Annotated in this window: 9 protein-coding genes; 5 read left to right on the top strand and 4 right to left on the bottom strand. The window is 68.3% G+C overall.

The genetic code is table 11. From position 1 onward, the window contains the following. Positions 1-8: 8 nt before the first annotated feature. The 4 genes from BW981_RS04295 to BW981_RS04280 form a co-directional block, all read right to left on the bottom strand. Positions 9-1,232 (bottom strand): MFS transporter, encoded by a 1,224-nt coding sequence (locus BW981_RS04295; protein ID WP_076436450.1) that lies wholly within the window; start codon positions 1,230-1,232, stop codon positions 9-11. A gap of 18 nt (positions 1,233-1,250) precedes the next feature. Further along, complete coding sequence (locus tag BW981_RS04290; protein ID WP_076436448.1) at positions 1,251-2,129, bottom strand: transglutaminase family protein; 879 nt, start codon at positions 2,127-2,129, stop codon at positions 1,251-1,253. Continuing rightward, on the bottom strand, positions 2,126-4,645 hold the full coding sequence (locus tag BW981_RS04285; protein ID WP_076436447.1) for a circularly permuted type 2 ATP-grasp protein: 2,520 nt from the start codon (positions 4,643-4,645) through the stop codon (positions 2,126-2,128). Before BW981_RS04285 ends, BW981_RS04290 begins: the two co-directional genes overlap by 4 nt. Before the next feature lie 76 nt (positions 4,646-4,721). After that, a complete protein-coding gene (locus BW981_RS04280) occupies positions 4,722-8,138 on the bottom strand; it encodes a transglutaminase family protein (RefSeq protein ID WP_076436445.1) in 3,417 nt (1,138 codons plus the stop codon). Positions 8,139-8,393: 255 nt separating this feature from the next. On the opposite strand from BW981_RS04280, the gene BW981_RS04275 reads away from it, so the two are divergent. The 5 genes from BW981_RS04275 (at position 8,394) to BW981_RS04255 (ending at position 13,719) form a co-directional block, all read left to right on the top strand. Further along, entirely contained in the window at positions 8,394-9,992 is a 1,599-nt protein-coding gene (locus tag BW981_RS04275; protein WP_076436444.1) for an ABC transporter substrate-binding protein, read from the top strand. A 133-nt stretch (positions 9,993-10,125) separates the two neighbouring features. Further along, positions 10,126-11,172, top strand: a complete 1,047-nt coding sequence (locus BW981_RS04270; RefSeq protein ID WP_076436442.1) for an ABC transporter permease — start codon at positions 10,126-10,128, stop codon at positions 11,170-11,172. 11 nt (positions 11,173-11,183) lie between these two features. Next, a complete protein-coding gene (nikC, locus tag BW981_RS04265; protein ID WP_076436441.1) occupies positions 11,184-12,095 on the top strand; it encodes a nickel transporter permease in 912 nt (303 codons plus the stop codon). Then, complete coding sequence (locus BW981_RS04260; RefSeq protein WP_244560207.1) at positions 12,092-12,970, top strand: ABC transporter ATP-binding protein; 879 nt, start codon at positions 12,092-12,094, stop codon at positions 12,968-12,970. Before nikC ends, BW981_RS04260 begins: the two co-directional genes overlap by 4 nt. Next, entirely contained in the window at positions 12,967-13,719 is a 753-nt protein-coding gene (locus tag BW981_RS04255; RefSeq protein WP_076436439.1) for an ABC transporter ATP-binding protein, read from the top strand. The genes BW981_RS04260 and BW981_RS04255 overlap by 4 nt, the downstream gene beginning before the upstream one ends. Positions 13,720-13,758 lie beyond the last annotated feature (39 nt).

Raw genomic sequence — 13,758 nt, 5'->3', positions numbered from 1 at the left:
GGCCGTTGTCATTTCGGCGCGGGCCCGGTCTGCAGCCGGCGTCGCAGCGCAAGACCGATCAGCCCGGTTGAAAAGGTCAGGGCACCGAGGGTCGCGATCATGGGCGCGAGGCCGAAGGCGGCGAAGAGCGTGGGGGCGACGAGATAGCCGATCAGCGAGCCGCCGAAGGTCGCGCACATCTGCAGGCGGTAGACCTGCGCGATGCGTTGCGGCGGAAAATCGTGCTGCATGATGTGCAGCATCGCGAGGTTCTCGAACGGCCCGTTGATGGCGGCGAAGGCCGCGTAGGCCATCAGCAGCGTCGCGTTGGGCGCGAACGGCATCAGCAGGATGCCGAGGCCGAAGGTCAGCTTGGACGTCACGATCCAGAGCAGCGGCCGCTTCGGCGTGATGCCGGCCAGCACGATGCTGCAGCCGAGATTGCCGACGCCATAGGCGCTCATCATCAGGCCGTAGGCGGTGAGAGGCTCCGCGCTCGTCGCGCGCAGGTGAAGGGCCATGCCGAGCAGCAGGCCCATCCCCCAGGTCAGGTTCCCGATCAGGACGGCGACGAGGCCGAAATGCATCAGCCGGTGGTGCCGCACGGCGCGCGCGCCGCCGATCACCGCGTCGATCGCCGCCGGCCAGCCACGGCTCCTCTCCGGCATCGGCAGCGGCGTGTCCCGAAGCGCGGCTTTCACGCCCAGCGCCGAGAGCAGCAGGGCGCTGGCGGTGATGATGAAAAACTGGCCGATCGGGACGATCCCGTTCACGAGCGCGATCAGGCTCGGGCCCAGGATGCGCGCCATCCGCCGCGTCGCGTCGAACAGGCCGTTGACGGCGTGGCGGGTGGCAACCCCCGGCGTGAGCATGGGCAGCGTCGCCTGCAAGGCGGGATCGTTGACGGAGGTGGCGAGCGCGACGAGCCCGGCCGTCACCGCCAGCAGCGGCAGGCTCATGAAACCCAAGGCGCCGGCCGCCGCCAGCAGCAGGAGCAAAGCCGCCCGGAACAGGCTGACGCCGACCATCGTCGTCCCGTGCCGCCAGCGGTCGGTCAGCACGCCGGCGAACAGGCTGCCGAAGAGCAGGGCGCCCGATTGCAGCGCCGACACATAACCGGCGTCGCGGCCGATCAGCGCCGCGGCGATCCAGATCACCGCCACCATGTAGAACTCGGTGCCCGTCGCGGAGAGCACCTGCGCCCCCCAGAGCAGGGCGATGCGCCGGTCGGCGAGCGGCTTCAGGATGAACATGGCCGGCTGTCCGCTGTCTCAGCCGACCGGAATCACGTCCACCGCGATCCCGATCTTCTGCGAGCCGGGGCCGACCAGCACGCCATCGAGCGGGGAGACGTCGGCATAGTCGCGGCCGATGGCGGTGACGATGTGGTCGTCGGCGACGATCAGGTCGTTGGTGGGGTCGAGGCCGATCCAGCCGGTCTCCGGCCCGCACCAGATCGTCGCCCAGGCATGGCTGGCATCGGCGCCCTCCAGGCGCTTCTGGCCGGGCGGCGGGATGGTGCGGATATAGCCGCTGACATAGGCGGCCGGCAGGCCGAGGCCGCGCAGCCCCGCGATCATGATATGCGCGAAATCCTGGCAGACGCCGTGGCGCGCCGCGAAGGCCTCGGCGAGCGGCGTCGAGACCTCCGTCGCGTCCGGATCATAGGTGAAGTCTCGCCGGATCCGGGCCATCAGCTCGCAGGCGGCCTCCAGCACCGGCCGGCCGGCGCCGAAGCTCTCCCGCGCATAGGCGACGACGGCCGGCACCGGTGGCACGAGCCGGCTCGGATAGAACTGGTGGGCCGGCGAGTCGGGGGCAAGGCTCGCGGAGGCCAGCGCCAGCGCCGCGACCTCCTCCCAGCTGCGCGTCAATCCCGGATGCGGCGGCGCCGGCCTTTCGACCGTGATCCGTGCGCGCATCTCCACCCGCAACTCGCGATGCGGCCTGGTGATCGACACGGTCGTCATGTGGTTGCCGAAGAAGCAGAGCCCGTCGCTGCGCTCGGCCGGGCGCGGCGTGATCGCGAGCTCGCTCGCCTGGACGCTCTGGCCGGGCTCGTCGCGCGGAAGCAACCGCAGGATGCAGCGGGCGAACGGCACCATGCGGCTATAGCCGTAGGTCGTGACGTGGCGAACTTCGTAGATCACGCGATGCCCGTCAGCCTGGAGCCTTCCGGCCCCCCGTTCTGGAGGAAGTAGCGGTCGGCGATCGCCGCCGAAAGCCCCATCAGCAACTGCTCGAACAGCAGGATGCTGGCGCGGTCGAGGCGGCTTGCCTCCGCCGTCCGGCAATCGGCAGCGAGCCGCAGGACAAGCCGGCGCGGCGTCTCCAGCATGCCGTCCTCGGTCAGCGAGGGCAGGTCGCGAATCTCGGCATCGAGCCGCTCGATCTGGAAGGCGACGGAGCGCGGATTGAAGGGATCGAGCACGACCAGATCGAGCACGGGCTGGAGGCTGGCCCCAAGCAGGTAGCGCGACCGATAGGTGATCTGCGAATCCGTCAGGTCGAGCAGCGCATCCAGCGACTCGCTCGATGCGTCCGGGTCGGCGAACTGCCGGGCGAAGCGGCACGTCGCGATGCCGCGCTCGATCCGCCGCCCGATGTCGAGGAAGCGCCAGCCCGGGCCGCGCACCATGTTCTCCTGGCTGAGGCCGGAAAAGGCCGCGAGCGTCTTGAGGGCGCGGTCGGCCAGTTCATAGGTCTCGCCTTCCGGCCTGCGGCGGTCCTCCGCGGAGGCAAGTTGCCTTTGCAGGTCGCCGAACAGCCGCCAGGCATCGACCGAAAGCCGCTCGCGGATGACCGAGGCTGTCCGCCGTGCCTCCCGCAGCGAGGCGGCGGCCGAGCCGTAATCGTCGAGGCTGTGCAGCGCGTGATAGGCTTGGGAGGCGGGCGTCTGGCCGCGGCCGCCGGGCGCGGCGCCCCAGGCGACGAGCAACTCCGCGAGCTGTCGCAGCGCGCGTATCCGGCCGGGGGCAGGGGCGTCGGCATCGATCAGCCGCCCGAGCAGGGCCCGGACCGATCTCAGGGTCGCCTCGCTGCGCTCGAGATAGCGGCCGAGCCAGAACAGGTTGTCCGCTGCCCGGCTTGGCAGCGTGCCGGTCACGCGGCGGATCGTGATCCGGTCGGCGGTGGGCAGCAGCGTCACTTGCTCGACCGGCGTTTCCGACGTCACCCAGACATCGCTGGAGCGCACCCCGTTGCGCATGCTGACGGCGCGCGCGTCCGGCTCGTCCGAGATGCGGCAGAAGCCGCCGGGCATCACCTTCCAGCCATCCGGGGTAGCGGCGGCGAAGACGCGCAGTGTCATCGGATGCGGCGCGAGCCGGCCTTGCTCGTAGACTGGCATGGTCGAAAGCCGGACCACCTCCTGCCCGACATAGTTCATGCCCTGCGTCGCGATCTGCTCGCGCAAGGCGGCGCGGGCCGCCGCCGGCATCTCGCCGACCACGACCGGCGCCCGGTCGAGCCCGCCCGCATCACGGAAGGCGGGCGCAACGCTCATCTCCTCGAAGCGGGCGAGAACCGTCTCGCGCTCCTGCGGCTGCCCGCACCACCAGGTCGCGACATTGGGCAGGATCAGCGCCTCGCCGAGCAGCCTCTCGGCAATGGCGGGCAGGAAGCTCATCAGCGCACGCGCCTCGACAACCCCGCTGCCGAGCCCGTTGGCGATATGGACATGGCCTTCGCGAACCGCCTCGACGAGCCCGGCGACGCCGAGCTGCGAGCGGGCGTTGAGCTCCAGCGGGTCGGCGAAATCCCCGTCGATGCGGCGCCAGATCACATCGGCGCGCTTCAGTCCGGCAATCGTGCGCACATGCACCCGGCCTTCCCGCATCGCCAGGTCGCCGCCCTCCACCAGCAGGAAGCCGAGATAGCGGGCGAGATAGGCCTGCTCGAAATAGCTCTCGTTCAGCGGACCCGGCGTCAGCAGGCAGATGCGTGGATCGACCCGCCTCGAGCGTGCGACGAGCCCGGCGCGGAAGCCCTGGAAGAAGGCCGCCAGCCGCTCGATGTTCATCGACCGGTACATGTCCGGGAAGGCGCGGGTCAGCGCGAGGCGGTTCTCCAACGCATAGCCGGTGCCGGACGGAGCCTGCGTCCGGTCCTGCAGCACCCACCAGCGCCCGTCCGGCCCCCGGCCGAGATCGGCCGCATAGAGCTGCAGCGCACCGCCCCCCGGTGTCCCGTGCAGCGGGCGCAGATAATCTGGGCTGCCGGTGATCGCGGCGGCCGGCAGCAACCCCTTGGCCACGATCTCGCCGGGCCCGTAGATGTCGTCGAGCAGCATCGAGAGCAGGCCGGCGCGTTGGGCGACGCCCGCCGCGATTGCCTGCCATTCCGCCCCCGAGATGACCAGCGGGACATGGGACAGAGGCCAGGAGCGCTCGCCGGCGCTGGGGTCGCGCTCGTCGATGTCGCCGTGGACGCGGTAGGACACGCCGGTGTCGTGGACATGCCGGTCGGCCAGGCCGAAACGCTGCGTCAGCTCGGCCTGCGACAGCGCGCACCATTCCGCGAGGAAGGGCTCCCAATGCGGGCGGACAGAGCCGGCGGCATCGATGAACTCGTCATAGGTGCCGGGCAGCGGGCGATAGCCGGCGAGAAGCGCGGCGCGGCGCTCCGCTCTCGTGCGTCCAGAGCGGATGCGGCCCTGCGCCCCCATGTCTTTGGTTCAACCTCTGCCTGCGCGTCTTCCTTCCGGCCGGAATCGGACGGACGACCAGAAGCCGCGCCTCGTTTCATCCGCTTCGCCTGAGGTCCAGCGTGAACGGGAACTCGGCGCTGCGTTCCTCCGGCGGAATCGCCAGAGCGCCGGGACTATGACCGATCGACTCGAAACGTGCGAGCCGTCTTGCCTCCGCCTCGTAGGAATTCACAGGCGGTGTTTCGTAATTCCGCCCGCCAGGGTGGGCGACATGGTAGACGCAGCCGCCCAGCGAGCGCCCGACCCAGCTGTCGACGATGTCGAAGGTCAGCGGCGCATGCACCGGAATGGTTGGGTGCAGCCCCTCAGCCGGCTGCCATGCCTTGAAGCGCACGGCGGCGACCGCCTCTCCCGTGACGCCGTTCGCGGTCATCGGCAGGCGCCTGCCGTTGCAGGTGATCACATGGCGGCCTGGCACGAAGCCGGTCGCCTTGACCTGCAGCCGCTCGATCGAGGAATCCACGTAGCGCACGGTGCCGCCGATCGCCCCGGTCTCGCCCAGGACATGCCAGGGCTCCAGCGCCTGCCGGATCTCGATCTCGACGCCGCCATGGGTGACCTTCCCGAAGAAGGGGAAGCGGAACTCCGCCTGCGCCTCGAACCAGACCGGGTCGAACGCATAGCCGGCGCTCTGCAGATCCGCGAGCACCTCGCGGAAATCCTGCCAGACCATCTCGGGCAGCATGAAGCGGTCGTGCAGGACGGTTCCCCACCGTACCAGCTTGCCCTCCTGCGGCTGCCGCCAGAACCAGGCGATCAGCGCCCTGAGCAGAAGCTGCTGCGCCAGCGACATCCGCGAATCCGGCGGCATCTCGAAGCCGCGGAACTCGAGCAGGCCGAGCCGCCCGGTCGGACCGTCCGGCGAATAGAGCTTGTCGATGCAGATCTCGGTGCGGTGGGTATTGCCGGACACGTCCACCAGCAGGTTGCGGAAGAGGCGGTCGACCAGCCAGAGCGGGATCGGCGCCTCGCCCGGCCCCGGCACCTGCGCCAGAGCGATCTCCAGCTCGTAGAGCGCATCCTGCCGCGCCTCGTCGATGCGCGGCGCCTGGCTGGTCGGGCCGATGAACAGCCCCGAGAACAGATAGGAGAGCGAAGGGTGCCGGTTCCAGTAGAGCACGACGCTCTTCAGCAGGTCCGGCCGGCGCAGGAGGGGCGAATCCGCCGGCGTCACGCCGCCGAGCACGACATGGTTGCCGCCGCCCGTGCCGGTATGGCGCCCGTCCACCATGAACTTCTCGGCGCAGAGCCGCGCCAGCCGTGCCTCCTCGTAGACGCCCCGGGTGATCGCCACCGCCTCGCGCCAATCCGTCGCCGGGTGGATATTGACCTCGATGACGCCGGGGTCCGGCGTGACCTTGATCACGTCGATCCGTGGGTCGAAGGGCGGTGCATAGCCCTCGATATGGACGGCCAGCCCGGTTTCCTCGGCCGCCGCCTCCACCGAGGCCACGAGGTCGAGATAATCCTCCAGCCGTTCGACCGGCGGCAGGAAAACGCAAAGCACGTTGTCGCGGATTTCGAGGCTCAACGCCGTGCGCACATGCTCGCCGCCGATCTCCTGCTCGACGCGCTCCTGCCTGGCGGAAGCCGTTCCAGGGTCGGACTCGATCGAGGGCTGTGCCGCGGCCGGACGTGCCTCCGACGTCGCTGCTGCTGCGGCGTGCGCGGGAGCCTCGTGCAGTGCTTCGGGATGCTCGCCCCAGCTCGCAGCCGCCGGCCCTGCCGGCTTCAGCGGCGGGCGCGGCTCCAGCGGATCCTGCGGATGGATATGCGGGTATTCGGCCTTGGGAACGACGGGCAGGGAGCCCAGCGGCAGCCTGTAGCCGAGCGCGGAATCGCCCGGCACCAGGAACAGCCGGCCGCGCCTGAGCCGCCATTTCTCGGAGCGCCAGCGCCGGTCCTCCGCCGCCGCCTGCCAGCGCTGCACCGGAATGACGTAGCCGCGCGGCTGGCCGAGACCCAGTTGGAAGACCTGCGCCATCCGCGCCCGCTCTTCCGGATCGGCGAGGCGCGGATCGAGCGGATCGACGTTCTCCGGTAGCTGCGCTTCCTTCAGCAGCCAGTGGCCTGTGTCCTCATAGGCCGGCAGCACATACTCCTCGCCGAGGCCGAGGCGGCGCGACAATGTCGCCGCCAGCGCCTGCGCGTCCTCCATCGCCGCGCGCGCCTCCAGCTCGCGGTCGCCGCCGGTCTGCGCGCCGGGTTCGCGGGCGATGAGGTCGGGGTTGCGCCAGATCGGCTGCCCGTCTCGGCGCCAGTACAGCGCGAAGGCCCAGCGCGGCAGGCTCTCGCCCGGATACCACTTGCCCTGGCCGTAATGCAGCATGCCACCCGGCGCGAAGCGCTCGCGCAGCCGCCGGATCAGCATGTCGGCGCGCTGGCGCTTGGTCGGCCCGACGGCGGCGGTGTTCCACTCCTCGCCGGTCTGGTCGTCGATCGAAACGAAGGTCGGCTCGCCGCCCATGGTGAGCCTGACGTCCTGCGCTTTCAGATCGGCCTCGACCCGCTCGCCCAGCGCGTCGAGCGCCTGCCAGGATTCGTCGGAGAAGGGCAGGGTGATGCGCGGCACCTCGTGCACCCGCGCCACGCTCATATGGAAGTCGAAGGTCGTCTCGGCATAGCTCGCCACGCCGGAAACGGGCGCGGCCGAGCGGTAATGCGCCGTCGCCGCCAGCGGCAGATGCCCCTCGCCGGTGAGAAGGCCGGAGGTCGGGTCGAGTCCGACCCAGCCGGCACCGGGAATATAGACCTCGGCCCAGGCGTGGAGGTCGGTGAAGTCCTTGTCGGTGCCGCGCGGCCCCTCGATCGGGTCGATATCGGCCTTCATCTGGACGAGGTAGCCGGAGACGAAGCGCGCCGCGAGGCCGAGCCGGCGCAGGATCTGGACGAGCAGCCAGCTCGTGTCGCGGCAGGAGCCGGAGCCGATGGCGAGCGTGTGCTCGGGCTCCTGCACGCCGGGCTCCATGCGGATGCCGTAGGCGATCATCCCCTGCAGCCGGGCATTGAGATCGACGATGAAGTTGACCGTGTTGACGGGCTCCTTCGGCAAGGCGGCAAGAAAGGCCTCGATCAGCGGGCCCGAAGGCTCGGTCACGAGATAGGGCGCCAGCTCCGTCTTCAACTCCGGCTCATAGGCGAACGGGAAGGTCTCGGCCTCCGTCTCCACGAAGAAGTCGAACGGGTTGATGATCGACAGCTCGGTGACGACGTCGACCTCGATGCGGAATTCCCTCACCGGCTCCGGGAAGACGAAGCGGGCCAGCCAGTTGCCGGCCGGGTCCTGCTGCCAGTTCACGAAATGCTGCGCCGGGGTGACCTTCAGCGAATAGCTGTTGATCGCCGCCCGGCAGTGGGGAGCGGGGCGCAGGCGGATGATCTGGGGCCCGAGCGTCACCGGCCTGTCGTAGCGGTAATGCGTGACATGGTTCAGCGCTGCGATGATGGCCAAGTCCCGGCACCCGTCTTTCGGGCAGGGCCTGAGTGCCCCGCCTGGTGAAGGTGAACGGCGGGCTGACCCAGCGCAAGAGAAGAGCTGACCGCTGGAGCATCACCCTGTTGAGCTCTTGCCCAACACATGTGCACAATCATTCGCTCTGCCGCTTCCCTAAGCTGTTCCTGGCTGGACAGAGGCGGGCAACTGGTTGCAGATTTCGGGCAAATCCGTTCCCTGAGGAACGGTCATAACGTCAGAACGGGGAAATCGATGCGTCACTTCGCCAAGCTCATGGCCGTTTCGGCCTTTACCGCCCTGATGGCCACGACCGCCACCTCCGCCCTGGCCCAGACGCCGAAGGACACGGTGGTCATGGCCAAGCAGATCGACGACATCATCTCGCTCGATCCCGCCGAGGCCTTCGAGTTCTCGGGCGTCGAGGTCGGCGCGAACGTCTACGACAAGCTCGTCGGCGTCGATCTCGCCAACGGCAACAAGCTCGTCGGCGAGCTGGCCGAGAGCTGGACGGTCAGCCCTGACCAGCTGACCTACACCTTCAAGCTGCGCCCCAATGTGAAGTTCCATTCGGGCAATCCGCTGACTTCGGCCGACGTGATCTATTCGATCCAGCGCGCCGTCACCCTGAACAAATCGCCCGGCTTCATCCTCACCCAGTTCGGCCTCAACAAGGATACCGTGCTCGACAAGGTGAAGGCGCCTGACGCCTCGACGGTCGTGATCACCGTCTCCAAGCCCTTCGCGCCGACCTTCTTCCTGAACTGCCTCACTTCCGGCGTGGCCGCGGTGGTCGATGCCAAGCTGGTCAAGGCCAATGAGAAGAACGGCGACTGGGGCAACGAATGGCTGAAGCTGAACTCGGCCGGCTCGGGCGCCTACAAGGTGCGCGCCTACCGCCCCAACGAGCAATATGCGCTCGACGCCAACGAGAGCTGGTACAAGGGTGCGCCGAAGAACAAGCGCGTCGTCGTCCGCCATGTGGCCGAGCCCGCCTCGCAGCGCCTGCTGCTTGAGAAGGGGGACATCGACATGGCCCGCAACCTCTCGAAAGACCAGCTCGACGGCGTCAAGGCCAGCAAGGACATCGACATCGTCCAGGGCGACAAGGGCTACATCCTCTATCTCGGCCTGAACCAGAAGAACCCGAACCTCGCCAAGCCGGAGGTGCGTGAGGCGCTGAAATACCTGGTCGACTACACCGCGATCGAGAAGAACATCGTCGAGGGCACCTATAAGGGCCACGAATCCTTCCTGCCGAAGGGCTTCCTCGGCGCGATCGACGACAAGCCCTACAAGTTCGACCTCGCCAAGGCCAAGGAACTGCTGGCCAAGGCCGGGCTGAAGGACGGCTTCACCGTGACCATGGATACCCGTTCCGTCAGCCCGATCACCGACATCGCCCAGGCGATCCAGGCGAGCTGGGCCCAGGCCGGCGTCAAGCTCGAGATCATCCCCGGCGACGGCAAGCAGACCCTGACCAAGTACCGCGCCCGCACCCACGACATCTATATCGGCCAGTGGGGGCCCGATTATCTCGATCCGCACACCAATGCCGAGACCTTCGCCATCAACGAGAACAACGGCGAGGACGCGAAGTCGAAGACCCTGGCCTGGCGCAACGCCTGGGACATCCCGGAGATGACCAAGAAGACCCAGGCCAATGTGCTCGAATCCGACGCCACCAAGCGCGCCGCCGTTTATGGCGACCTCCAGCGCGAGCATCAGAAGGTCTCCCCCTTCGTGATCATGTTCCAGCAGGTCGAGGTCACGGCCGAGCGCAAGAACGTGAAGGGCTGGGTGATCGGGCCCAGCTCCGACACCAACTTCTACGCGCCGATCACCAAGGGCTGAGGACGGCCCGCTGCGCCCGCTTTTCGCCTCGGGGCGAAAGGCGGGCGCCTGCTTCGCGCTTGCGGTGCCGCCCGGCCACCGCTAACGCCCTGCCGGCGCCGTCGTGAGCGCCGGTGCATCGTGAAAGAGTGGAATGTCAGCAGCGTCGACGAGTTGGGTGGGGCAGGGCAGCCGGTGGGGGCGCATCGCGGGGCGCGAGCTGACCACGGTCGCCATCACGATCTTCGGGCTGCTGCTCGTCACCTTCCTGATCGCGCGGGTCATGCCGATCGACCCGGTCCTGGCGGTGGTCGGCGACCGGGCTCCCGCCGACGTCTACGAGAAGGCCCGGCTCGATCTCGGCCTCGACAAGCCGCTCTGGCAGCAATTTGCGATCTATATCGGCAAGGTCTTCAGCGGCGACCTCGGCCGCTCCGTTCTGACCTCGAACCTCGTCACCGAGGATCTGAGAACGGTCTTCCCGGCGACGCTGGAACTCGCCACGCTCGGCACGCTGATCGGCGTCGTCATCGGCGTGCCTTTCGGGGTTGTCGCAGCGACCCATCAGGGCCGCTGGCCCGACCAGATCGCCCGCATCGTCGGTCTGTTCGGTTATTCGATCCCCGTCTTCTGGCTCGGCCTGATGGGGCTGTTGCTGTTCTATGCCAAGCTCGGCTGGGTCGCCGGGCCGGGCCGCGTCGGTGTCGCCTACCAGGACCTGTTCGACCCGATCACCGGCATCGTCGTGCTGGATGCGGCGCTGCAGGGGGAGTGGGATGCCTTCCGCGACGCGTTTTCGCATCTGATCCTGCCGGCCTCCGTGCTCGGCATCCTGTCGGTGGCTTATATCAGCCGCATGACGCGCAGCTTCATGATCAACGAGCTGCAGCAGCAATATGTCGTTGCTGCACGCGTCAAGGGTGTCTCCGAATTTCGCGTGGTCTGGGGTCATGCGCTGCGCAACGCCGTGGTTCCGCTGGTGACGGTGATCGCGCTCTCCTACATGCACCTGCTCGAAGGCTCGGTACTGACCGAGACGATCTTCGCCTGGCCGGGGCTCGGCCGCTATCTGACGAACTCGCTGCTCAACGCGGATATGAACGCCGTTCTGGGCGGCACGCTGCTGGTCGGCGCGGTGTTCATCGGCATCAATCTGCTCTCCGACATCGTCGGCCGCCTGGCCGATCCGCGCGCGCGCTGAGGGAGGCGAGAATGAGCGACACCTCCCTGAAGTCCGGCGGCTGGCACGACTGGCTGATCACCAACGAACCGGGCTCGCGACGACAGGCCCGTCTGGGCCAGCTCTACCGGCAATGGCTCGCCCTGCGGCGCAATCCCGCGGCGATGGCCGGGCTTTTCATCGTGCTGGGCCTGCTGCTGGTCGCGGCCTTTGCCCCGCTGGTCGCACCTTACGATCCTCTGGTCCAGTCGCTGGGCGAGCGCCTGAGGCCACCTTCATCGGCCAACTGGTTCGGCACCGACGCCCTTGGCCGCGATATCTTCAGTCGCGTCGTCTACGGGACGCGCGTGACGCTCGTCATCGTGCTGCTGGTCGTCATCACGGTCGGCCCCATCGGCCTGCTGATCGGCTGTGCTGCGGGTTATCTCGGCGGCTGGGTGGACACGGTGCTGATGCGCATCACCGACGTGTTCCTCGCCTTTCCGCGCCTGGTTCTGGCGCTCGCCTTCGTTGCCGCGCTCGGGCCGGGGCTGGAGAACGCCGTCATCGCCATCGCCTTCACGGCCTGGCCGCCCTATGCGCGGGTGGCGCGGGCCGAGACGCTGGTCATCCGCAAGGCCGATTATATCTCCGCGGTGCGGCTCCAGGGCGCCTCGCAATGGCGCATCGTCTGGCGTCATGTCGTGCCGATGTGCATGCCCTCCCTGATCGTGCGGACCACCTTCGACATGGCCGGCATCATCCTCACCGCGGCCGGTCTGGGCTTCCTGGGCTTGGGCGCGCAGCCGCCGATTCCCGAATGGGGCGCGATGATCTCGGCCGGGCGCGAGCAGATCTTCGACCAATGGTGGGTCGCGACCTTCCCCGGCCTGGCGATCTGCGTGGTCGCGCTCGGCTTCAACCTGCTGGGCGACGGCCTGCGCGACGTGATGGACGCCCGATGACGGAGATTCGCGCGCCCATGGCCGGCGAGCCGCCGCTGCTCGAGGTCGACAACCTCAAGGTCGATTTCCACACCGCCACGGGCATCGTCCACGCCGTGCGCGGGCTCTCCTTCTCGCTCGGCCGAGAGCGACTCGGCATCGTTGGCGAGTCCGGTTCCGGCAAGTCGATGACCGGCCGCGCCATCCTCGACCTGATCCCCCATCCTGGAGTGGTGACGGCGGACCGCATGGCGTTCCGCGGCCGCGACCTCGTGCAGATGGAGCGCAAGGAGCGCCGGAAGCTGCGCGGCCGCCACATCTCCATGGTGATGCAGGACCCGAAGTTCTCGCTGAACCCGGTCGAGACCGTCGGTAACCAGATCGCCGAGGCCTATCGCATCCACCGCAAGGCCGGCGGTCGCGAGGCGCGCGAGCGCAGCCTCGCCATGCTCGAAGCGGTGCAGATCCGTGAGCCGGCCCGCGTCTACGACCTCTATCCGCACGAGGTTTCCGGCGGCATGGGCCAGCGCGTCATGATCGCGATGATGCTCATCGCCGAGCCGGAGATCCTGATCGCGGACGAGCCGACCTCGGCGCTCGACGTCACCGTGCAGCTCCAGATCCTCAAAATCCTCGACGAACTGGTCAGCGAGCGCGGCATGGGGCTGATCTTCATCAGCCACGATCTGCATCTCGTGCAGTCCTTCTGCGACCGGGTCATCGTGATGTATGGCGGCAAGGTCATGGAGACGCTGCCGGCCGCCGAACTGGCCGATCTCTCCGCTCGGGATCGCCGCCACCCCTACACACGCGGCCTGCTCGGCTGCCTGCCGGATCTCGACCATCCGCAGGCCAAGCTCGCCACCCTCACTCGCGACCCGGCCTGGCTGGCATGACGACTGCCGCGATCTCCGTCGACAAGCTGAACGTCTCCTTCGGCGACTCCCATGTCGTGAAGGACCTGTCCTTCGAGGTCCGCCCCGGCGAGAGCTACGGCCTCGTCGGCGAATCGGGTTCCGGGAAATCTACCGTGCTGCGCGTGCTTTCGGGCCTCAATCACGAGTGGAGCGGGCAGGTCGCGATCGAGGGCAAGAGCCAGCCGAAACATCGCGGCAAGGCCTTCCACCGTGCGGTGCAGATGGTCTTCCAGGATCCGTACGGTTCGCTGCACCCCAAGAAGACGGTGGACGACGCGCTGGCCGAGCCGCTCGCCATCCATGGTATCGGCGATGCGCAGGCCCGCATCGGCCGGGCGCTGTCGGATGTCGGCCTGCCGGCCTCCTTCCGCTTCCGCTTTCCGCACCAGTTGTCCGGCGGGCAGCGCCAGCGCGTCGCCATCGCGCGGGCGCTCGTGCTCGAGCCACCGATCCTGCTGCTCGACGAGCCGACCTCCGCGCTCGACGTCTCGATCCAGGCCGAGGTGCTGAACCTGCTCTCTGCGATCCGCAAGGAGCGCAACCTGACCTATATCCTCGTCAGCCACGACCTGGCCGTCGTCGGGCATATGTGCGAGCGGCTGATGGTGATGCAGTTCGGCCGCTGCGTCGAGGAGATGGATGTCGAGGCTCTGGCTGCCCGCAAGCCGCAGACCGCCTATGCGCAGCAGCTCCTGACGGCGAGCGAGGGTTTCCGCCGCGCCGGTTGAGGCGCCGGCAGGGACCCTGCGGCTTTCGGCCTTTGCCAT

Source organism: Allobosea sp. TND4EK4 (genome assembly GCF_900156025.1).
Taxonomy (GTDB): domain Bacteria; phylum Pseudomonadota; class Alphaproteobacteria; order Rhizobiales; family Beijerinckiaceae; genus Allobosea.
Note: the sequence above shows the minus strand (reverse complement) of the source record. Positions and strands in the feature narration are given on the sequence as shown.